General features: G+C 71.0%; 18 protein-coding genes and 1 riboswitch. All 18 genes read right to left on the bottom strand.

Features of this window, described 5'->3' with window-relative positions; genetic code table 11:
- Nucleotides 1–8: 8 nt before the first annotated feature.
- Nucleotides 9–1,421 (bottom strand): LLM class flavin-dependent oxidoreductase, encoded by a 1,413-nt coding sequence (locus tag KZJ41_RS27400; RefSeq protein WP_006943659.1) that lies wholly within the window; start codon nucleotides 1,419–1,421, stop codon nucleotides 9–11.
- Complete coding sequence (locus tag KZJ41_RS27395) at nucleotides 1,418–2,635, bottom strand: acyl-CoA dehydrogenase family protein (protein WP_029546684.1); 1,218 nt, start codon at nucleotides 2,633–2,635, stop codon at nucleotides 1,418–1,420. The genes KZJ41_RS27400 and KZJ41_RS27395 overlap by 4 nt, the downstream gene beginning before the upstream one ends.
- Before the next feature lie 122 nt (nucleotides 2,636–2,757).
- Nucleotides 2,758–3,972, bottom strand: coding sequence for an SfnB family sulfur acquisition oxidoreductase (locus KZJ41_RS27390; protein ID WP_006943657.1), 1,215 nt, complete (start codon nucleotides 3,970–3,972; stop codon nucleotides 2,758–2,760).
- A gap of 1 nt (nucleotide 3,973) precedes the next feature.
- Nucleotides 3,974–5,146 (bottom strand): LLM class flavin-dependent oxidoreductase, encoded by a 1,173-nt coding sequence (locus tag KZJ41_RS27385; protein ID WP_029546683.1) that lies wholly within the window; start codon nucleotides 5,144–5,146, stop codon nucleotides 3,974–3,976.
- A gap of 171 nt (nucleotides 5,147–5,317) precedes the next feature.
- Nucleotides 5,318–5,896 carry a hypothetical protein gene (locus tag KZJ41_RS27380; protein ID WP_029546682.1) on the bottom strand — a complete coding sequence of 193 codons (579 nt, stop codon included), beginning with the start codon at nucleotides 5,894–5,896 and terminating at the stop codon, nucleotides 5,318–5,320.
- Between the two features lie 242 nt (nucleotides 5,897–6,138).
- A complete protein-coding gene (locus KZJ41_RS27375; protein ID WP_029546681.1) occupies nucleotides 6,139–7,293 on the bottom strand; it encodes an LLM class flavin-dependent oxidoreductase in 1,155 nt (384 codons plus the stop codon).
- A complete protein-coding gene (locus tag KZJ41_RS27370) occupies nucleotides 7,290–8,066 on the bottom strand; it encodes a DUF1684 domain-containing protein (protein WP_029546680.1) in 777 nt (258 codons plus the stop codon). Before KZJ41_RS27370 ends, KZJ41_RS27375 begins: the two co-directional genes overlap by 4 nt.
- Nucleotides 8,063–9,433: an NtaA/DmoA family FMN-dependent monooxygenase gene (locus KZJ41_RS27365; protein ID WP_029546679.1), complete on the bottom strand. Its 1,371-nt coding sequence runs from the start codon at nucleotides 9,431–9,433 to the stop codon at nucleotides 8,063–8,065. Before KZJ41_RS27365 ends, KZJ41_RS27370 begins: the two co-directional genes overlap by 4 nt.
- Before the next feature lie 14 nt (nucleotides 9,434–9,447).
- The gene (locus KZJ41_RS27360) at nucleotides 9,448–10,551 is read right to left on the bottom strand and encodes an LLM class flavin-dependent oxidoreductase (RefSeq protein ID WP_006943649.1); all 1,104 of its coding nucleotides are present in this window, start codon (nucleotides 10,549–10,551) and stop codon (nucleotides 9,448–9,450) included.
- A complete protein-coding gene (locus KZJ41_RS27355) occupies nucleotides 10,541–12,142 on the bottom strand; it encodes an ABC transporter ATP-binding protein (RefSeq protein ID WP_029546678.1) in 1,602 nt (533 codons plus the stop codon). Before KZJ41_RS27355 ends, KZJ41_RS27360 begins: the two co-directional genes overlap by 11 nt.
- Entirely contained in the window at nucleotides 12,139–13,032 is an 894-nt protein-coding gene (locus KZJ41_RS27350; protein ID WP_029546677.1) for an ABC transporter permease, read from the bottom strand. The genes KZJ41_RS27355 and KZJ41_RS27350 overlap by 4 nt, the downstream gene beginning before the upstream one ends.
- Complete coding sequence (locus KZJ41_RS27345; RefSeq protein ID WP_029546676.1) at nucleotides 13,025–14,056, bottom strand: ABC transporter permease; 1,032 nt, start codon at nucleotides 14,054–14,056, stop codon at nucleotides 13,025–13,027. Before KZJ41_RS27345 ends, KZJ41_RS27350 begins: the two co-directional genes overlap by 8 nt.
- A gap of 3 nt (nucleotides 14,057–14,059) precedes the next feature.
- Entirely contained in the window at nucleotides 14,060–15,691 is a 1,632-nt protein-coding gene (locus KZJ41_RS27340) for an ABC transporter substrate-binding protein (RefSeq protein ID WP_029546675.1), read from the bottom strand.
- A gap of 204 nt (nucleotides 15,692–15,895) precedes the next feature.
- Nucleotides 15,896–15,987: riboswitch (SAM riboswitch) on the bottom strand.
- A gap of 45 nt (nucleotides 15,988–16,032) precedes the next feature.
- Entirely contained in the window at nucleotides 16,033–17,454 is a 1,422-nt protein-coding gene (locus tag KZJ41_RS27335; protein ID WP_251549926.1) for an MFS transporter, read from the bottom strand.
- 12 nt (nucleotides 17,455–17,466) lie between these two features.
- The gene (locus KZJ41_RS27330; protein ID WP_251549921.1) at nucleotides 17,467–18,456 is read right to left on the bottom strand and encodes an LLM class flavin-dependent oxidoreductase; all 990 of its coding nucleotides are present in this window, start codon (nucleotides 18,454–18,456) and stop codon (nucleotides 17,467–17,469) included.
- Nucleotides 18,457–18,533: 77 nt separating this feature from the next.
- Nucleotides 18,534–19,037 carry a GNAT family N-acetyltransferase gene (locus tag KZJ41_RS27325; RefSeq protein WP_029546671.1) on the bottom strand — a complete coding sequence of 168 codons (504 nt, stop codon included), beginning with the start codon at nucleotides 19,035–19,037 and terminating at the stop codon, nucleotides 18,534–18,536.
- Nucleotides 19,034–20,164, bottom strand: a complete 1,131-nt coding sequence (locus KZJ41_RS27320; protein ID WP_251549919.1) for an FAD-dependent oxidoreductase — start codon at nucleotides 20,162–20,164, stop codon at nucleotides 19,034–19,036. The genes KZJ41_RS27325 and KZJ41_RS27320 overlap by 4 nt, the downstream gene beginning before the upstream one ends.
- A gap of 27 nt (nucleotides 20,165–20,191) precedes the next feature.
- Complete coding sequence (locus KZJ41_RS27315; protein ID WP_251551055.1) at nucleotides 20,192–21,151, bottom strand: ABC transporter substrate-binding protein; 960 nt, start codon at nucleotides 21,149–21,151, stop codon at nucleotides 20,192–20,194.
- Nucleotides 21,152–21,166: the final 15 nt, after the last annotated feature.

Raw genomic sequence — 21,166 nt, 5'->3', positions numbered from 1 at the left:
GTGATGGATCAGCCGACGTAGGCGCGGTGGCGGTCGGTCACGGTCGAGAGGGGCGCGCCGAGCCGGTAGCGGGCGCCCCGATGCTCGTCGGGGAGGCGGTCGCCCTTGCCGAAGAGCTTGTGGCGCAGCGTTCCCTCGGTGTAGGTCGTCGGGTAGGCACCGCGCTCCTGGAGGACGGGGACGACGTGGGTGATCACGTCCTCGAACGAGCCGGGCGTGACGGCATAGGCAAGGTTGAACCCGTCGACGTCGGTTTCGGCCACCCACTCCTGCAACCGGGTGGCGACGGACTCGCCGGAGCCGACGAAGCGGGGGCCCAGTCCGCCGATGCTCGCCCACTCGGCGATGTCGCGGACGCGCCATTCGCGGCCGTCGTCGTCGGCCTCCTGGAACGCCGCGACCGCGGAGCGGATGGCGTTGCTCTCGACGTTGCCGATCGGCTCGTCGAGGTCGTAGCGGGACAGGTCGATACCCATCCAGCCGGAGGTGAACACCAGCGCGCCCTCGAGGCTGGCGTACCGCTTGTACTCCTCGTGTTTGGCCGCGGCCGCCTCGTCGGTGGCGTCCGTGACGATCGTGGCGAGGGCGTAGATCCGCGCGGAGTACGGATCGCGGCCGGCGTCGACGAGCGCGGCCCGGATGCGGGCCACGGTGTCGCGCAGGACCCGCTTGGACGGCGGCCCGACGAAGATCGCCTCCGCGTTCTCCGCCGCGAAGCGCACGCCGCGCGGCGACGCCCCGGCCTGATAGATCACCGGAGACCGCTGCGGTGACGGTTCGGACAGGTGAATTCCGGGCACCGTGAAATGCGCACCGCGATGCCCGATGTGGTGCACCTTCTCCGGGTCGATGTAGAGGCCGCGCTCGGCGTCCCGGACGACGGCGTCGTCCTCCCAGGAGCCCTCCCACAGCTTGTAGAGCACCTCGAGGTACTCGTCGGCGTGGTCGTAGCGGGTGTCGTGATCGAGCTGGTCGGCCTCGCCGAAGTTGCGGGCCGCGGACGGCAGGTATCCGGTGACGACGTTCCATCCGATGCGGCCGCGGGTGAGGTGGTCGAGGGTCGAGAGCCGCCGCGCGAACGGGTAGGGATGCTCGAATCCTGTTCCGGTGGTGATGCCGAAGCCGAGATGCTCGGTCGCCGCGGCCATCGCGGAGACGAGCAGGAGCGGATCGGCCACCGGGACCTGCGCCCCCTGCCGCAGCGCCGCCTCGTCGGTGCCGCCGTAGACGTCGTACGTGCCGAGCACGTCGGCGATGAACAGGCCGTCGAACAGGCCGCGTTCGAGGAGCCGGGCAAGTTCGGTCCAGTACCCGAGGTCGGTGTAGCGGTGCGACCGGTCCGCGGGGTGGCGCCACAGTCCGGGCGACTGGTGGGCCACGCAGTTCATGTCGAACGCGTTGAAGCGGATGTGCCGGGTCACGCGATGACTCCGGGGCGACGGCCCGCGCTCCACGCGTAGGGGAGCGGATCTCCGTTGAGCACATGGGCGCCGACGGCCTGCTGCTTGTAGATCAGCGGGTTGTGCGCCGCGACGGTCCGTGCGTTGCGCCAGTGCCGGTCCAGCGCCGCCTCCGACGAGGTGATGGACGCGCCGCCGACCTCGAACAGCTGCGCCGTCGCGTCGAGGACGAGCCCGATCACCACCGACTGGGCGCGGGCGGCGGAAGCCTCGGCGCGGTCGAGCAGTTCGGGGTCGTCGGCGCCCGCGTCGAGAAGGACGTCGAGGTCGTCGGCGACGGCGAGCACGGCGGCGCGGGCACCGAAGGCCGCGGCCGACAGCTTCCCGATCACCTGCTGGACCAGCGGGTCGTGCCGTGGCAGGTCGGCCACGGCGTGGGTGAACGTGCGGGTGCGCGCCCGAACCCAGTCGACGGCGTCGGCCTCGGCGCGCCGGGCGATGCCGGCGAGCACCGCGAGCTGCACCAGCTGCAGGTAGGCGGTCGCGTAGGTGCGGCCCGGGGCGCCGTAGCCGGGCCCGAGGATGCGGTCCTCCGGCACCACGACTCCCGTGAAGGTGGTGGTACCGCTCGCGGTGAGCCGCTGGCCGAAACCGTCCCAGTCGTCGGTCTGCTCGACGCCCTCCTGCCGCGCGTCCACCAGTACCGAGACCCGCTCGCCGTCGCGGTCCGCGGCGACGAGGATGTGGTCGGCGTACAGGCTTCCGGTGCTGTAGTACTTGATTCCGTCGAGGGCCCAGTCGCCGCCCTTGCGGGTGAGGGTCGTGCGGTAGCGGTCGGCGGCACCCACGCCCGGTTCGGTGATGGCGTTGCCGACGAGCGTGCCGTCCGCGGCGGCCGCGAGCCAGTGCCGGGCTCGTTCGTCACCCGCGAGCCGCTGGTCCTCGACGAAGCTCCAGTGCACGCGCAGCGCCTGTGGCAGGTTCGACTCGGCGGCAGCGAGGTCGATCAGCAGGTCGAACAGCTGACGGATCGTGGCACCGAAGCCGCCGAACCCGACCGGCACCCGCAGGGCGCCGAAACGGGCCTCCCGCAGCCACTGCACCTCGTGGAACGGCAGCCGGCGCTCGTGCTCGCGCTGGACGGCTCCCTCGGCGATCCGGTCGAAGATCGGCCGGAAGCGCTCCCGGAGTTCGTCGTCGGTCACGGCCGGCGTCTGGATCGTTGAACTGCTCACCTGTCATGCTCCTCGGTGTGGCGTCGATGTCGACACAACGATGGACAATCGGGCCCGCGATGGCACCGGTTGCGATCGGCCAGAGTTCAATACTGGCGCCGGGGAACGGGCGTGCGGTCGTCTCAGATCACCCCGTGCCGCGGTGGAGATGTCCCGTCCAGCGTCCAACGGCCGATGTGCTGCAGTTTCCAGCGCGTCGCGTCGTGCAGGGTGTGGGTACGTGCGTCGCGCCAGTAGCGGGACAGGTTGGCCGCGCCGGATGCGCTTCGGGTGCCGCCCAGTTCGAACACCGCGTTCGCGGCGTCGAGCGCGGCGCGGGTCGCCGCGACCTTCGCGGTGGCGACGTCGATCGATGCCGCCGCGGCGGTGTCGGCGTCGAGGTCGGCGCGCGCGGAGTCCACCGCGCGGGCCGCGACGGTCAGCAGGGCCTGGGCCGCCCGCACCGTGACGGTCACCTCGCCGGCGAGCTGAGCCAGTAGCGGATCGTCCACCGCGCGGTCGACTCCCGCCTCGAAGTGGGGACGGGCGCGGCCGGCCTGCACGACCGCCTCGCGCAGGGCGCCGGTCGCGATCCCCACGTCGATCGCGGCGTGCAGGATCTGTGCCTGTGCCCCGTAGGTGGTGGGCCCGTCGAACAGCCCCGAGTACTGGACGATCGACGAGGCGGGCACCGTCACGCCGTCGAGGGTGACGGTGCCACTGGCGGTGGTGCGCTGCCCCATGCCGTCCCAGTCGTCGACGACGGTGAGCCCGGCGGCGTCGCGGGGCACGAACGCCACGGCCTTCGGAGTGCCGCGGCCCGGGGTGCCGCCGTCGCCGACCACACTGGCGCGCACGGCGATCCAGTCCGCGAACAGGGCGCCCGTGCTGTAGAACTTGCGGCCCGAGAGCGTGAAACCCGCACCGGACGGGACGAGCACCGTGGTGTCCACGTCGACGGGATGGGGGCCGCGTTCGCTCTGCGCGTTCGCGAACAGGGCTCCGGACCGCACCTCACCGTAGAAGAACTCCTGCTGATCCGGGGTTCCCTGCGACCGGAGCAGTTCGAGGAAGGTGAAGTGGGACTGGGGGATCTGCGCGATACTCGGATCCGCCTCGGCGAGGAGCCGGAAGATCTCCACGAGCGTCTCGGTGGGCACGTCGATCCCGCCGTACGCGCGGGGCACCGTCACCGCGCCGAGGCCCGATCCGGCGAACTCGCGGATCTGGGTGTGCGGCAGTTCGCGGTTCGCGTCGCGGAGCGTGGCGTTCTCGGCGAATCGCCGGCCCAGCACCGTGGCCGTCTCGAGCGCGTGGTCGCCGTCGACGATCCCGGATGTGACCTCGGCAGTGCCCATCTCAGCGGACCCCGGCGGGAAGGAAGGGAACGCTTCCGGACACGGCGCCGTCGGCACCGCCGGTGAACAGGCCGCGTTCCCGCAGGACCGGTAGCACCCCCTCGCCGAACCAGTACAGCTCCTCGAGGTGCGGGTATCCCGAGAGCACGAACTCGTCGATGCCCAGCGCGGCGTATTCGGCGATCCGGTCGGCGACTTCGGTATGGCTGCCGACCAGCGCCGTCCCGGCCCCGCCGCGCACGAGACCCACCCCGGTCCACAGGTTCGGCGCCACCTCCAGGTTGCGGGCGTCGCGCCAGTCTCCGCTGCGCCGGTTGTTCTCGTGCAGGGCGAGCATGCGGCGCTGTCCTTCGGACTCGCTGCGTGCGAGACCCGCCTGTGCCGCGGTCACCGTGTCGGGGCCGAGTGCCGCGATCAGCCGGTCGGCCTGCGCCCACGCATCGGCGGCGGTATCCCGGGTGATGACGTGCAGGCGGATGCCGAACCGGATGGTGCGTCCGCGCCGGGAGGCGAGTTCGCGGATCCATGCGATCTTTTCGGCGACGGCCGCCGGCGGCTCACCCCAGGTGAGGTAGACGTCGGCGTGCTCGGCGGCCACCGGGCCCGCCGCGGCGGACGATCCACCGAAGTACAACGGGGGGACAGGGCTCGGGAGCGTGGCCAGCGCGGCTTCCGAGATGTTCAGGTGCGTGCCGGAGTGGGTGACGGTCTCGCCGGCCCACAACCGTCGGACGATCGAGAGGAACTCGTCCGCTCGGGCGTACCGCTCGTCCTTGCCGAGGCGGTCGCCGTACGCGCGCTGCTCGTGGGCCTCGCCGCCCACCACCACGTTGAGCAGGATCCGCCCCGGGGCGTGCAGTGAGAACGTCGCCGCCATCTGCGCGGCGAGGGTGGGGCTGATCAGTCCCGGGCGGAACGCCACGAGGAAGGCGAGTCGCTCGGATTCGCGCGCCACCATTGCCGTGGTGAGGAAGGCGTCCTCGCACCATGCGCCGGTAGGGGTGAGTGCGCCGGCGAATCCGAACTCCTCGGCGGCGCGGGCGATCGACGCCAGGTACCCGACGGTGGCGCGCCGATCACCGCGGGCCGCCCCAGCGGGCGTTCCGTGGCCGCCGCCGACGATCAGGCGGCTGTCGCCGTAGGTGGGAAGAAACCAATGGAATGCGAGGGACATTGTTGCGAGGTTAAGGGCGGGGCGGAGCGCGGGCCACGGTTGAAATCGGTCCGATTCCAATTCTGGTCCTCGCCGGACGGCGCCCGGCGCCCCTGCCGAGCGGGACGCGCGGACCGGACGACGAAAGGCGGGGCGAGAGAAGAAACTCTCGCCCCGCGTCTCGAACGACGGTCAGGAGGCCAGGATGAGCCCGCGGTCCCCGGTGCCGAAGCGGCGCAGGACCTCCACCACAGCGGGCGACGGCGTTGCCAGCCCCCGTGATTCGAGCCACGGCAGGGTGCCGTCGACGATGTGCTCGATCGTGAACTCGGCACCGAGCGGGAGGAGCGTCACGCCGTCGGCCACGCGGGTGGTGTGGATGTCGGCGATCAGTCCGGCGAGGCCGTGCGGGGTGCCGATGTAGGACAGGGTGTCTGCGCGACGACGGCCGTCGAGCAGCGCATACTGCTTGCGGGCGCTGCGGGCCTCCTCGGCGACGAGCACCTCGAGATCGACCAGGACGCTGATGCTGTCGGGATCGCGACCGTCGGCGCGGGCTTCGGAGCGTGCCCGTTCGCGGAGCTTCGCGCTCTCCCTCAGGTCGGCGGCGCGGATCCGGACCACGTTCGACGGCGAGGCGCTCAGGTCGAGCGCCGGTTCGTCGGCGCGTCCGGTGGTCAGATCGGCCCAGTAGTGCGGTCCCTCGGGCCCGGCAAGCTCGACGGCAATACGCAGGGGGCGATCGATGGTCCGGGTAGCGTTGTGCGACAAGGGTTTTCTCCTGGATCATGCGCCGCTCCGGTGGTACTCCGGCGCGACGTGGCGGAAGGGGCTGTGAGCGGTCAGCCCGTACAGATGCCCGAGGAGGTCCGGCCCAGATCGACGTGACGACGGCACCAGCGGGCGACGACGGTCGCTGCGGTCTCGGGTGCCATGGGCGATATCCTACACAATCGGTCGGGAATGCTCGATTCGGTGGTGAACCCGCCGTCCGGGCGGGTTCACCACCGGGGTCATGCGGCGCGGAGCGCGGCGAGCCCCCACTCGCGCGCCAGCAGTTCGTACGAACGCAGCCGGTCCTCGTGCCGGTGCGTCACCGACGTGACCACGAGCTCGTCCGCCCCGGTGACGCGCCGCAGCGACTCGAGCCGCTCCGCCACGGTGGCGGGAGCGCCGACGAACTGGGTGATCAGCCGGTCGTCGACGAGGCTGCGCTCCTCGTCGCTCAGCGGTGCCGACGTGGCCGGGTCCGGGTACGGGACGGCCCCGTGGCCGGACCGGATGCTGTGCGTCCAGTGTCCGTACGTGGCCGCCAGGTCACGCGCGGTGGCGTCGTCGTCGGCGACGACCGCGTCGGCGGACACCACCACGTACGGCCGGTCGAGGAAGCGGGACGGGCGGAACGCCGCGCGGTACGCCTCGACCGCCTCGACGGTGGTGCCGGGACTGACGTGGTAGTTCGCACCGAACGGCAGACCCAGCCGTCCGGCCAGCGACGCCGACGGCCCCGCACTGGTCCCGAAGACCCACAGCTCGACGTCCGCGCCCTCGCCGGGGCTGGCGTGCAGCTCGATCCCGTCCTCGGTGCGATAGGTCCCGTCCAGCAGAGCGAGGATGTCGTCCACCTGCCCGTCGAAGTCCGGGGCCTGCGCCCCCGGCTGCTGCAACGCGGCGAACCCGGCAACCAGGCGCGGCGAGGACAGCAACGGCCCGGGCTGGTACGGCGGCGGAATGACCAGGCCGTCGCGCACCTCGGTGGCGCGGTGCGATTCCTCTTCGGCGGCCCCGGACCGGACGGCCGCGAGCGCCTCCGCCCGGCGCTGTCCCGACCGGCCGAGTCCCAGGTCGATCCTGCCCGGATACAGCGCGTCCAGCGTGCCGAACGCCTCGACCACACCGGCCGCGGTGTTGTGACCGAGCTGAACCGCGGCGGCGCCGACGCGGATCGTGCTGGTGGCGGCGGCGATTGCGCCGATCAGCACGGCCGGCGACGACGACGCGACGGCGACGAAGTGGTGCTCGGCCACCCAATACCGGCGGTACCCCCAGCCTTCCGTCCTCCGGGCCAGGTCGACGGTGTTGTGCAACGCCTGCGCCGTGGTGGATCCCTCGCTGACTGGGGAGAGGTCGAGGACCGAGAGCGGCACCGGATTCGATGCGGTCGTCACCGGGCCTCCTCGTCGCGCGGAGTGCGTTCGCCGGCCTCGACGGCGAACGGCAACCGGTTCTCCGCCGGGGCGATGGGGCACGTCGCCGCGTCGGTGAACGCGCACGGCAGGTTGGCGGCCCGGGTGAAGTCGAGCGTGACCGAGCCGTCGGCGGTCGGCGCGGCGACTTCGAGAATCCGCGCGGCCGGGTAGGTCGTCACGCCGCTGGTTCCGTCGGTGAACAGCACGCGCAGCGGACCCGAGCCGTCGCCGAACGCGACGAGGCGGTGCTCGGCGCCGTCGTGGGTGAAGCGGATCAGCCCGGCCGCGCTGTGGCGGTGCTCGAGGCCGTCGACCACGGCGCCGGTGGTGACGGTCCGCACCTGATCGAAGGCCTCGAAGCGGCCCTGCAGCACCCACTCCGGCGCAGGCTCGTACGCGGGGATTCCGGTGAAGGCCGTCAGAGCCGGCGACTTCGGATCGTGGATGCGGAGGGCGAACCGGCCGGTGCGGCGGATGATCTCGGCGTAGCCGTCGCCGGCCGCGACCCGGACACCGGGTGCGCCCTCGATCGGCTCGTGCACCTCGGTTCCGCCGTCGGATTCGAGGAGCACGCGCTCGCCGTCCACCCGCCACAATCCGGGCACCTCGTCGAGGATCGTGGGCTCGGTGTCCAGCCAGTACAGCCCGGTCAGGCTGAGCCAGCCGTCCGGGCGGCGCAGCGCCTCCTCGCGGGCTGCGTGCCAGCTCCGCCAGTCCTCGGTGAACGTCTCTCGGTCGAGTGTGGTGGTCACGATGCCTGAACTCCTTCGTCGATCTCGTGCGGGTGGCGCAGGTCGAGGTGACTGCGCAGGGTGGCGCCCTCGTACTCGGTGCGGAAACTGCCGCGTTCCTGCAGCAGCGGCACGACCTTGTCGACGAATTCGTCGAGGCCGCCGGGGGTGAGGTGCGGAACCAGGATGAAGCCGTCGCTCGCGTCGGTCTGCACATAGCGGTCGATCTCGGCGGCGACGTGATCGGGGGTGCCGACGAACTGCTGCCGCGCGGTGACCTCGATGATCAGTTCGCGGATGCTGAGCTTCTCGGCCTCGGCCTTCTCCCGCCAGGCCAGCGCGACGGCGCGCGGATCCTTGGCGTGGCGGACGCGGCCGCGCGTGATGTTCAGGTTGTCCTCCGGTTCGACGTCCGGCAGCGGCCCCTCGGGGTCGTACCCGGACAGGTCGCGGCCCCACACCTGCTCGAGGAACGCGATCGCGGTCTGCGGGCTCACCTGCTGCAGCCGGATGTGGCGGGCCCGCTCGGCCGCATCCTCCGCGGAGTCGCCGAGGACGAACGTCGCGGCCGGAAGGATCTTCAGGTCGGCGTGGCTGCGCCCGTACTTCGCGAGGCGGCCCTTGACGTCGGCGTAGAAGGCGTGGCCCTCCTCGAGGGTGCCGTGGCCGGTGAAGATGGCGTCGGCCTTGGCGGCGCCGAATTCGCGGCCCTCGTCCGAGTCGCCGGCCTGCAGGAGCACCGGGTGTCCCTGCGGGCTGCGTGGCACCTCGAACCGCCCGGAGATGTCGAACTGGGTGGTGTGGATGTCGAACGGAGCGATGTCGGAATCCGCCGCGAAGATGCCGTTTTCGCGGTCGACGACCGGTGCTCCGGGGCGCCAGCCGTCCCACAGCCGCCGGGTGACGTCGACGATCTCGTGGGCGCGGACGTAGCGCTGCGAGTGGTCGAGATAGCCGCCACGCCGGAAGTTCTCGCCGGTGAAGGCGTCGGAGGAGGTGACGAGGTTCCACGCGGCGCGGCCGTCGGACAGATGGTCGAGGGTGGCGAACTGCTTGGCCAGTTCGTACGGCTCGTTGAAGGTGGTGTTGATCGTGCCCGCGAGCCCGAGGTGGGTCGTCGCACCGGCGAGGGCCTCGAGAACCGTGAGGGTGTCGGGCCGGCCGACGACGTCGAGATCGTGGATGCGGCCGCGGTGCTCGCGCAGCCGCAGTCCCTCGGCCAGGAAGAAGAAGTCGAACAGTCCGCGTTCTGCGGTCCGGGCCAGGTGCAGGAAGGACTCGAAGTCGATCTGGCTCTTCGATTCGGGATCCGCCCACACGGTCGTGTTGTTGACGCCCGGGAAGTGCGCGGCCAGGTGGACTTGCTTTCGAACGGTGTTCTGCGGCACGGTGATCGGCCTCCTCAGGCGGTGGCGTAGCGGTTGGCGGGGCGCGGCAGGCCGAGACGGTCCCGCAGGGTTCCGGTGGACGTCGGGACCTGCGGCCGCAACACCGGCAGGACCCGTTCGGTGAGCGCCGCGACCGTGCCGGCGAGGGCCAGCGGACGTAGCACCACGCCGTCCAGGCCGTCCACGTCCCCGAGGAGTGCGAGCAGCCCGGCCGGGCCGCCGCGGTAGAACAGCGACTCCGGCGTGTAGGCAGCGCCGGCCCAGTTCTCGAGCTGGGCCAGGTCCGCGGCGGCGGTGGGGTCGTCCGCGGCGAGCAGCACGTCGATGTCGAGCAGCACCGCCGGTCGCCGATCACCGGCCTGCGCGCGTAGGCGTTCGGCCAGGTTCGCGGCGGACCCGAGGTCGGCGGCCTCGATACGCACGAGATCGGCGCGCTCCGCGGCGAAGTCGAACGACTGCTCGTCCGCTGCCGCAACCGCGACGAGGGGCCGGCCCTGGGGTGACCGGGGCGTGATCGACGGACCTTTGACGGAGAAGTGCTCGCCGACGAAGTCGATGTAGTGCAGCTTGTCCCGGTCGACGAACCGGCCGGTGGCGACGTCGCGGATCTCGGCGTCGTCCTCCCAGCTGTCCCACAGGCGGGCCGCGACCTCGGCGGCCTCGGCGGCCTCGGTCCACAGTGAGCCGGTGTCCTGGGTGCCCTTGCGGCCGAACAGGGCGGCCCGGTCCTCACCCTCGGAGACGGCGACCTGCCACCCCGCACGGCCGGCCGTGGTGTGGTCGAGGGTTTGCACGGCCTTGGCCACGTGGAACGGTTCCGTGTGGGTCACCGTCGCGGTGGGGATCAGCCCGATCCGCGAGGTGACGGCGGACAGCCGGGCGGCGACGCCGACCGCTTCGAGCCGGCCGCGCACGGTGTCCGCATCGGAGTCGATGCCGAACGAGTCGGGGAGGAAGGCCAGGTCGACGCCGGCACGATCCGCGCGGCCCACGATATCCGCCCAGTAGCGGGCGGTGAACACGTCCTCCGCGCGTGAATCCGTGCGACGCCACGAATGCGGATGCGTTCCGGTTCCGCGGAATTCGAGGGCGAGCAACAACTGTGAACTATCGGGCATGCCGAACCTTCCCTGGAATGGCATCGAGCAGCAGTTTCGTGTACTCGTGCTGTGGTCTGTCGAAAATCTCTGCGGTGGTCCCGGATTCGATGATTTCGCCGGACCGCATCACCGCGACGGTGTCGCTGATCTGCCGGACCACGGCAAGATCGTGGGAGATGAACAGGTAGCTCAGCCCCAGCTCGTCCTGCAGGCGGGCGAGCAGGTCGAGGATCTGCGCCTGGACCGACACGTCGAGCGCGGAGACGGGCTCGTCGAGCACGAGGAGTTCCGGGTGCAGCGCGAGCGCGCGGGCGATCGCAACGCGCTGTCGTTGTCCGCCGGACAGTTCCGCGGGTCTGCGCTCGAGGTGTGCCGTGCTCAGCGCCACCTGCCCGAGCAGCTCCGCAACACGTTCGGCGCGCTCGCTTTTCGTGCCGATGCCGAAGGCTTCGAGCGGTTCGGCGACGACGTCGCGGATGCGGAGCTTGGGATTCAGGGCCGCATAGGGGTTCTGGTGGACGATCTGCACCCGGCGGCGGAGCTCGCGCAGGTCCCGGCCGCGCAGCGCGGTGATGTCCCGCCCGTCGAACCGGACCTGCCCGGACGTGGCGGATTCCAATCGGATCGCGATGCGGGACACCGTGGACTTGCCGGAACCGGACTCGCCGACCAGGGACAGAGTGCGACCGCGCGGAACCGAGAAGGAGACGTCGCGCACCGCCTCGAGCGACGTGCGCCGGTCGATGCGGAAGGTCCTCGATACCCCGGACACGGTGAGCAGGGGTTCCGCGGGTCCGCGGCCGGGCCGGGCCGCGGTGCCGGCGAGGCTCGGTGCGGCGGCGACGAGCGCCCGGGTGTACTCGTACCGGGGGTTCTCGAGGATCTGCCGGGCCGGCCCGGTCTCGACGATCCGGCCCTGGCACATCACGACGATGCGGTCGGCGCGGTCGGCGGCGACGCCGAGGTCGTGGGTGATGAGCAGGACCGCGGTACCGGTCTCGGCGATGCGGCTGTCGAGGTGGTCGAGGATGCGCCGCTGCACGGTGACGTCGAGGGCGCTGGTCGGCTCGTCGGCGATGACGAGGTCCGGCCGGCATGCGAGCGCGATGCCTATGAGCACGCGCTGCCGCTGCCCGCCGGACAGGTCCTGCGGGTACTGCCTGGCACGGAGTTCGGGATCGTCGAGCCCGGCTTCCGCGAGGATGCGCCGCGCGTCGATCTTCGCGGTGCGCCGGTCGGCGCGACCGTGGATACGCAGGACCTCGGCGACCTGGTCACCGATGCGGACGACCGGGTTCAGGGACGTGGTGGGGTCCTGTGGCACGAGTCCGATGCGGGCACCGCGCACCTTCTCGAAGGCGCGTTCGGGCAGGGTGTCCAGTCGCTGCCCGTCGAACGTGACGGTGCCGCCGGTGATCCGGCCGCTACCCGACAGCAGGCCGAGGATCGCGTGTGCGGTCGTCGACTTGCCGGAACCGGACTCGCCGACCACCGCGACGACCTCACCCCGGGAAAGCGTGAAGCCGACCCCGTCCACCGCGGTGACCGGGTCGCGACGGCTGCCGTACTCGACCCGCAGGTCGCGTACGTCCAGCAGGGGCGCGGTCATCGAGTGCTCCGTTCTTCGATGGCGTGACCGAGGCGATGCGCCGACAGGACGACCGCCACGATGACCAGGCCGGGCAGCGTCGTCATCCACCAGGCGGTGGCCAGGTAGTTCCTGCCCTCGGAGATCAACGATCCCCACTCCGGGGTGGGCGGCACCGCGCCGAAGCCGAGGAAGCTCAGCGACGACACAGCGAGCACGGCCATGCCGAACTCGACCGCCGCGAGCGCGACGACGGGGGCGTACGAGTTGCGCAGCACGTGCCGGCGCAGGACTCTGTGCCAGCGGGCACCGCATGCGAACGCCGCCTCGACGTACAGGGCGCGGCGCACGCGCAGGACCTCCGACCGCATGACGCGGGCGAAGTTCGCGACGAGCCCGACGCCGACCGCGATCGCCACGTTCATGGTGCCGAATCCGAGCGCGGTGACGAGCGCCAGGGACAACAGCAGGGCGGGGATGGACAGCAGAACATCGACGACCCGCATGAGTAGCCCGTCGACCGCACCGCCGACCGCACCGGAGAGCAACCCGACGAGCGAGCCGACGACGAGAGCGATTCCGACGGCGACGAGCGTCGCGGTCAGGGACAGGCCCGCACCGTGCACGACCCGGGTGTACACGTCGCGCCCGATGTTGTCGGTGCCGAACCAGTGCGCCGCGGACGGCCCCTGCAACTTGTCGGCCGGGACGCCCTGCAGCGGATCACCGGACGCGAAGACCGAGGGGAACAGGGCGAAGCCGACGGCGAGGAGCAGCACGGTCGTCGAGACCACGAGAACCCCGTAGCGGCGCAGGGCGCTCGTCGCTCCCCGGAGCCGGGACGGTCCGTGTAGCCCGGCCGCGGCCTGCGCGGATGCGGCGACCGGTTCCCGGATCAGGACGTCAGACATGAGCCTTCCTCTCCTCCTCCACCGCGAAGCCGGTGAGTTCGGTGGTCACCTCGGCGGGCGTCGGATGCGAGGGCGAACCGCCGCCGCGACGGCCGTCGGCGATGCGCGGATCGATGAGCGGATAGACCAGGTCCACCGCGAGGTTGACGAGCACGAAGATCACCGCACTGAAGACCACGATGCCCTGGACGACGGGAATATCCTGCGCCAGAACCGAAGTCTGGGTCAGACGACCGACACCGGCGCGGGAGAACACCGTCTCGACGACCACGGACCCCGCCAACAGGTTGCCGACTGTCACCCCGGCGATGGTGAATGCGGGGATGCTGGACAGCCGCAGTGTGTGCCGGGTCTGGAGGCGCCACCGGGACGCGCCCTTGGCGCGAGCTGCTTCGACGAACGGTTGCCGCCATGTGGTCTGCAGGCTCGCGGCGAGGACCTGCGCGATCACCGCACCGGTGGGAAGCGCGAGGGTGATCGCGGGCAGCACCAGATGCTCGATGCCCTGGTCGCCGAATGCCGGAAGCAGCTTCATCCGGAACGAGAAGAGCTGGAGCAGAAGAAGTCCCACCCAGAAGGTCGGAACCGCGACACCGAGCGGCGGCAGCGAGAACAGCGTGCTGCGCAGCCACCGGGCACGCGTATACGTGGCGACGAACGCGATCGAGGTGCCGAGGAGCACGGCGAGCGCCAGGGCGACCGCGGCCAGGGCCAGGGTGCTGGGTACGGCGGCGGCGATCGCGTCGGTCACGGGTTGTCCCGTGACGATCGAGATGCCGAAGTCACCCCGGACGGCGTTGCTCAACGCAGTGAGGTACTGCTCCCACAGCGGCCGGTCGAGCCCGTACCGCTCCTGCAGTTGCGCGACAGCGGCCGCATCCACCGGTGTGCCGCTGCCGGCGCCGTCGACCGCGATGCTCACCGGGTCGGACGGCAGCAGGTACAGCACGCCGAACGAGACGGTGAACGCCGCCCACAGCACCAACAGCGCCTGCACGAGCCGGGAACCGAGATACCGGGCCATGGTCTACTCGCTCAGCCAGGTGTCGAAGAACTGCAACCGGGCGGAGGCCTCGAACTTCAGGTCCTGCACCGCCCCCGCCGCACCGATGGCCTGGGACAGCTCCACGGTCGGCAGCCACAGGCCGTTGTCGAGGACGAGCTGCTGTGCCTGCTCGATCAGCTCGCCGCGTTCGGCCGGGTCGGTGGTGCGCAGCTGCGCGGACAGGACCTCGTCCAGCGCCGGGATCGGGCCGCGGTTGTTGAGGTTGCGCCCGTCGAGTCCGAACGTGGTGCGCAGGATGTCGCCGTCGGCGCGCGTGCTGTTGTAGTAGGTGGCGTCGAAGTCCTTCGCGCCCTGCCGGGCAGTGGCTTCCGGGGTGGAGACCAGGTCGAGCTGCAGGTCGATACCGACCTCGCGCAGCTGCTGCTGCACGAGCTCGAGGATCGCCTGGTTGCCGGCGAACACCGAACTGAACAGCACCGAGAAGGACAGGCGGTTGCCGTCCTTGACGCGGATGCCGTCCGGGCCGGGAACCCAGCCGGCGGCGTCGAGGATCGACTTCGACTTCGCCGGGTCGTAGGTGACGTCGTCAAGTCCGGCGTAGCCGGGGGTGCGGGAGGCGAGGGTGCTGGTCGCGGGCCGGAAATCGGGGCCGAGGACGGTGTCGACGAGTTCCTGGCGGTCGAGGGCCGGCACGATCGCGGCGCGCACCGCCGGATCGGTCAGGACGCCACGGGTGACGTTCGGCTGGAAACCGAACGGGACACCCGGGTTCGGCGTGGTGAGGATCCGTCCGCCGCTGCCTTCGATCTGGGAAGCGTCCTGCGGCAGCGCATCGCTGATCGCGTCGAGCTGGCCGGATGCGAGGCTGCCGGTGCGTACACCGGACTCCGGGACGATCGTGAACTCGATGCGATCGAGGTAGGCCTCGCCGTCGTGCGCGAAAACGTCGGATCCCCATGAATATCCGGTGCGCTTGACCAGCGTGGCGGACTTGTCCTGCTGGTAGTCCTCGTAGACGAAGGGACCGGTGCCGGACAGGTCGCCGGCGCAGCGCTCCTCCGCGGACTTCGCGACGTCCCTGTCGGACAGGAAGCCGAGTTGCAGCGTCGACGACGCCTGCAGGAACTGCGCGTTCGGTCCGGCGAAGGACACCTGGGCAGTGAGCGGATCGAGCACCGTGGTGCCGGTGTACCCCGACAGGTAGCTCGCCGCCAGCGCTGCCTTGGCGCCGGTGAGGGTCTGGACGATCGCGTCGAAGTTCTTCTTCACCGACTCCGCGGTGAACGGGGTGCCGTCACTGAATGTCACGCCGTCCTTCAGCCGGAACGTGAACGCCGAGGCGTCCCCGTTCACCTCCCAGCTTTCGGCGAGCCACGGCTTCAGTTCACCGGTCCCGGGGTCCTGATCGGTGAGCGAGTCGACGATCTGACGGGCGACGTAGATGGTCTGGTTGCTGCCGGCCTGCGCGGGATCGGCACACGTGGGGGCCTGGGACAGGCCGTAGCGCAGGGTGCCGCCGGGCTGCGGGGTGCCGCCACCGGAGGAGGTGCCCGCCGTGTCGGCGCCGCACGCGGCGAGCCCACCGGCGAGGATTGCGGCGGTGGCGCCCGCGACGGCGCGACGTCGGGCGGCAGAGGTGAACGGAACAGGCACCGGGGAACTCCATGATCTCGTGAGGCGCCGATGGCACCGCGCTTCGCGATGCCACCGGCCGGGCAGACGGTCGTAGTTCTTCGACTGGGTTGCGCCGCTCAGGCGCGACAGGATCGGGGGCGACAGATGCCCGAGCACTGACGGCACAGGTCGACGTGCAGGCGCGCCCACGCGCCCACGAACCCCTCGCCTGCCATGCCTTCTCCTCCATCGTTCCCGGCGGTAGCACCCTCACCTGCGGCAGGGGGTTGCTGCGACGTCGTCGAGCCGGGTCTCTCGGTCGCTCTGGATGGTTCCCGGTGACCGTACGCGTTGCGAACGAGTTCGGAGAACCCTTTCGCTCACCGTGATCGAAACCCGGCGCCGGCACGACGACGCCGGTCGGCGAGCGCACAGAGCAGCGACATCGCGAGCATGGCGGCGCACACCGCGAGGCCGGCCGACGCGGCACCGGCGAAGTCGTCCCCGTCCGTCGCCAGCGCCGACAGATACAGGCCGGACACCGCGGCGAGGGCGACCGTCGCGGACAACCGCTGTGACAGTTGCAGGAACCCGGCCGCGACACCGTGACCACCCGCCGGGGACGACTCGAGCGTCAGCGCCCGGTTGGGTGCATCCACGAATCCACCCGAGAGGCCCGACAGAGCGGCCAGCGCCACGAACACCGGCATCGTGGCGTCGTGCCGCACAGCGGCGGCGTAGCCACCGACGACGGCGATCTCGGCCGCCACCGCCACGACGACCGTCACCCGGCCGTATCGCGCGACGACCCGCCACCCCACGGCCGAGGCGACGGCCATCGCCGCGGCGGCGGCGGACAGCACGGCGGCGGCCTGGACCGCGGCATAGCCGCGCCCCTCGATGAGGTACAGGCTCACGACGGTGTTCAGGGACAGCACCGCGCCGAACCAGAACAGTGCGACCAAGGTGCCGAGGATGTATCCGCCGGATCCGGTCAGTTCGGGAAGCAGCACGGGCTTGCCGCCGCGCACGGCGACACGGCGTTCCCACCACAGGAAGGTGGCGAGTGAGACCGCCGCTCCCCCGACGGCGAACACCGCACCCACCGGACCCGGTTCGGAGACCACGGGCACCATCACCAGCGTCGTGGCCGCCGCGAGCAGCGCGAGGCCCCCGGCATCGACCCCGCTGCGGGCCGACGGTCGTCCCCGATCCGGGGGCAGGCGGCGGGCCGCGAGCACGAGTGTGACGAGTGCGCACGGCACGTTGAGAATCAGCAGAACACGCCACCCGTAGTCCCCGGGTGCAGCGCCGAGCACCAGCCCACCGACGAGCGGACCGCACAGCCCGGCGAGGCCTCCGGCCGTGCTGTAGGCGGCCAGGGCCCGGGCGCGCGCCGGGCCGGTGTAGTTCTCGGCCAGGATCCCGAGCACCTGCGCGCTGATCAGGCCCGCCCCGACCCCCTGACCGGCCCGTGCGGCGACGACCGTCCAGGGGTCGGACGCGACAGCTCCGCACACCCCCATGACCGCGAAGAGGGTCATGCCCGCGAGGAACAGCCGCCGCCGGCCGGCCACATCGCCGAGCCGGCCTGCCGGGACCAGCGCAAGACCGAAGCTCAGCGAGTATGCGGCCAGGATCCACTGCACCTGCGAAACGCCCGCGTCGAGACCGGTCCGCAAGGCGGGAAGGCCGATGTTCAGCACCGACGAATCGAGCAGGGTGGTGAAGCCGGCGGCCGCACAGACCGGCACCACCGACGTCGTCTGCCGGGGCGTCTGCGCCCGATCGGTGAGTGTCACGCGGGAGGTGGGTTAACCGCCGACCGCCACCGGATCGGCCGGCACCCGCAGCCCGAGGTTGTGCCGCAGCGTGGTTCCGGTGTACTCGGCGCGGAGGACACCACGGTCCTGCAGCAGGGGCACCACCTCGTCGACGAAATCGTCGAGCCCCCAAGGCACGAGGTGCGAACCGAGGATGAACCCGTCCGAGCCGTCGTTCTGCACGAAGGCGTCGATCTGCTCGGCGATCCGTGCCGCGGTACCGACGAGGGGTCCGCGCTCGAACTGGTCGATCACGACCTCTCGCAGCGTCAGCTTCTTCTCCTCCGCGATCGCGCGGAGCCGTGCGACGGTCTCGAACCGGTCCTGGTGGACGAACGCCCGTCCCTGGATGATCGGCTCGGCGTCGGGGTCGGGATCGATGTCCGGCAGCGGGCCCTCCGGATCGTATTCGGACAGATCCCGATTCCAGATCTGCTCGAGCAGGATCAGGGCGGTCTGCCCGGTGACCTGCTGGTTACGGATCGCGTGGTACTTCTCGACGGCCTCGGCCTCGGTGTCACCGATCACGAAGCTCGCCGACGGCAGGATCTTGATGTCGTCGGCGGAGCGGCCGGCAGCGATCGCCCGGGCCTTGACATCTCGGTAGAACTCCGTGGCCTCGGGCAGCTTCCCGTACGGGGAGAAGATGGCGTCGGCGTTCGCGGCAGCGAAGTCCCGGCCCTGCGGGGACACCCCGGCCTGGAGGATCACCGGGCGTCCCTGGGGGCTGCGCGGAACCGTGAACCTGCCGTGCACGTCGAAGTGGTTGCCGTGGTGTTCGAAGGCGCCGGCGTCGGGTCGACGCAGGAACCGGCCGCCGGCCTTGTCGGCGACGATGTCGTCGCTACGCCACGAATCCCAGAGTTGACGGATGAGCGTCAGGTTCTCCTCCGCGCGCTCGTACCGGTGGGAGCGATCCAGGAAGCCGCCGCGGCCTGGTGGGGGGTCTTCGGGAGGATCGTGGCGGCGGAGAGTCCACATGAGAATCGGACGTCCGCACGCGTCGCGACGGCTGTGGATGTCCGATTCGTGCACTGCTTCGAGCCGCTCGGCGCGGTTCAGTCCGTCCGCAACCGGATCAGCGTCTTCTCGAAGGGGTGCGGCCCGATCTCCTCGGCCGGTCGGCCGGGATCGAACAGGGCGGTGTATCCCGCGGCCAGGTACAGCGCGACCGCCTCGGGTTGACGCCACCCGGTGGTCAGGTAGATGCGGGCGTACCCCCTCCGGGCCGCCTCGGCCTCGAGTTCCTCCAGCACGAGTCTGCCGAGTCCGCGGCGGCGGTGCGCCTTCGACGTCCAGATGCGCTTGAGCTCTGCGGTGGTCGCGTCGTAACGGCGGAACGCGCCACCGGCGACGGGTTCTCCGTCCTCGACGAGCACCAGCAACGTCCCGTCGGGTTCGGCGAACTCGTCGGCCGGGTGGGTGGTGAGGGTGTGGATCTGCTCGTCGAGCGGACGTTCGTAGCGGGTGCTGTACTCGACGGCGAGTTCGGCGAGCAGCGGGGCGGCCAGTGGGTCGTCCTGCCGCACGGGGCAGACCTGGATGCGGCGGGCGGTGGTCATCGCGCGGTCACCGCCTCGCGGGTGCCGAACCGGAACGGCTCCGGCGCGACGGCCGTGCCCTCGACGAGCCCTGCGATCAGCTCGCCGATCGCGGGAGCGAACTTGAAGCCGTGCCCGGAGAAGCCCGCGGCCACGACGACGGCGCCGATGCGGTCCACGACGAAGTTGCTGTCGGGTGTGCTGGTGTACAGGCAGGTGTCGGCCACGGCGCTGCCCGGGTCGACGCCGGGCAGCCACCGGGCAGCGTAGGCGGCGAGCCGCGCGACGCCGGCGGGGTCGGCCCGGAAGGTTCTCGTCTCGGGCGTCACTTCGGGTCCGGTGCCGTGCTCGCCGATCTTGATGCCGTCCTCGGAGCCGAGCCCGTAGATGCCGGCTGTCGTGAGCAACGCGCCGGGGTGATGGACGAAGCTCGGCCAGTCGGGCCCCGTGACGGGAACGAAGTGCGCGGGCTGCTCCTGCGTCGTGCGCATCGCCGGGAGGCGGGGCGCCGGATCCGAAGTCCGGGTGAGCAACCGGTGCGACCATGCGCCGGCCGCGACGACGACATGCCGGCCGCGCACCACCGCGTCCGGGGTGACCACGTCGACGCCATGTCCGTGGCTGTGCAGGCTTTCGACCACGGTCCCGTGCCGCACGTCGGCCCCGGCCTGCGCCGCGGCCTCCTGGAACGCGGCGACCGCGCGGTCGGCGTGCAGCCGGCCCGCCTCCGGATGATGCACGACGGCCGTGTCGAACCGTATCCCGGGCCAACGAGTTTCCGCGGAGCACGGCTCGAGGACCTCGTGCCGGAGGCCGAGGGTGGCCAGCGACCGGGCACGCGACTCGACGACGGCGGGCAGTCCGTGGTCGACCGCGCCGGTGAGGGTCAGTACCTCCGTGCCCGTGGTGTCCTGCAGGTGCCGCCAGAGCGGCAGGGCACGGCCGGCGAGCGCCGTGTAGAACTCGCCGTCGTAGGCCTGCCGGTAGATGCGGGAACTGCCGTGCGAGGCGCCGCGGCGATGACCCGGCTCGAACTGCTCGAGCAGGGTCACCGACTTCCCGCGGGTGGCCAGACGCCACGCCGCCGCCGATCCGATGACGCCACCCCCGACGATCACGACGTCGGCCCGGGGCTCCACCCGGCTCATTGCTGTCCCTCCCTGGCTGTCGTCCGGTTACTGCTTCTTCGGCAGGCCCGGAGGATTGATCACCGACGTCTCGACCGCCTCGTTCGCGATACCCCATCGGTCGAGCACCTGCTGGTAGGTGCCGTTCTCGATGACGTGGTTGAGCGCCGCGTTGATCGCCTCGATCAGGCCGTTGTCCTTCTTGGTCAGGACCGCGATTTCGCCCTGCAGGTCCGGGCCCGCGCCGGAGAACGTGCCGGCGATCTCGGTCTCACCGGCCTGGATGACGTGGAACGACGCGGACGGATTGGGCCCGAAGTAGGCGTCGATGCGGCCGGAGCCGAGCGCGAGGTAGTAGTCGGTGGCGTTCTGGAAGTAGAGGATTTCGGTGGGCTCGAGGCCCGCGGCGACGTTCTGCTCGTTCCACTCGACGAGCAGCGCCTCCTGGTTGGTGCCGGAGCTCACGCCGACCTTCAGACCCGCGACATCCCTCGGGTCCTGCACCTCGATCCCGCTGTCCTTCCTCACCTCGAAGGCGAGGTTGTCGAGGCGGTAGGTGGAGAAGTCGTACTTCTCCTTGCGTTCCTCCGTGACGGTGACATTGGAGATGAACACGTCCGCCTCACCGGAGTCGACGCGCACGAAGTTCTGCGCCCAGTCCGCGGCGGTGAGCTCGACGTCGAGGTCGAGAACGTCGCCGAGGAGATGTGCGAAGTCGGTCTCGGAGCCGATGATGGTCTTGTCGTCGTCGGCGTAGAACCGCAGCGGGGGTGCGGTGCCGGCGGACCCCGTGACGATGAGGGTGCCGCGGTCGCGGATGGACTGCGGGACCTTGGCCGCGATCTCGGGTACGGGGTCGGTGGTGATGCGGTTCTGGTCGGCGGTGAGGTTGTAGCCGGCGGCGCCGGCCGCGTCGGGCTCGTCGGTGCCGCAGGCGGCGACCGACAGCAGGGCGACGGCGGTCAGGGCCGAGGCGACCAGCCTCGTGCGTCGGGTCAACGCGGACATCATTGCCTTTCGGGA

The organism is Rhodococcus sp. 11-3 (assembly GCF_023704055.1).
GTDB classification, from domain to species: domain Bacteria; phylum Actinomycetota; class Actinomycetes; order Mycobacteriales; family Mycobacteriaceae; genus Rhodococcus; species Rhodococcus aetherivorans.
The sequence above is the reverse complement of the archived record's forward strand: the minus strand, read 5'-3'. Positions and strand labels throughout refer to the sequence as shown.

Bases quoted from the DNA above. Each gene is read 5' to 3' on its own strand.
- KZJ41_RS27390 (WP_006943657.1), bottom strand. From the start codon at position 3,972: ATGGGCACTGCCGAGGTCACATCCGGGATCGTCGACGGCGACCACGCG.
- KZJ41_RS27385 (WP_029546683.1), bottom strand. From the start codon at position 5,146: ATGTCCCTCGCATTCCATTGGTTTCTTCCCACCTACGGCGACAGCCGC.
- KZJ41_RS27360 (WP_006943649.1), bottom strand. From the start codon at position 10,551: ATGCCCGATAGTTCACAGTTGTTGCTCGCCCTCGAATTCCGCGGAACC.
- KZJ41_RS27355 (WP_029546678.1), bottom strand. From the start codon at position 12,142: ATGACCGCGCCCCTGCTGGACGTACGCGACCTGCGGGTCGAGTACGGC.
- KZJ41_RS27350 (WP_029546677.1), bottom strand. From the start codon at position 13,032: ATGTCTGACGTCCTGATCCGGGAACCGGTCGCCGCATCCGCGCAGGCC.
- KZJ41_RS27345 (WP_029546676.1), bottom strand. From the start codon at position 14,056: ATGGCCCGGTATCTCGGTTCCCGGCTCGTGCAGGCGCTGTTGGTGCTG.
- KZJ41_RS27330 (WP_251549921.1), bottom strand. From the start codon at position 18,456: ATGTGGACTCTCCGCCGCCACGATCCTCCCGAAGACCCCCCACCAGGC.
- KZJ41_RS27325 (WP_029546671.1), bottom strand. From the start codon at position 19,037: ATGACCACCGCCCGCCGCATCCAGGTCTGCCCCGTGCGGCAGGACGAC.
- KZJ41_RS27320 (WP_251549919.1), bottom strand. From the start codon at position 20,164: ATGAGCCGGGTGGAGCCCCGGGCCGACGTCGTGATCGTCGGGGGTGGC.
- KZJ41_RS27315 (WP_251551055.1), bottom strand. From the start codon at position 21,151: ATGTCCGCGTTGACCCGACGCACGAGGCTGGTCGCCTCGGCCCTGACC.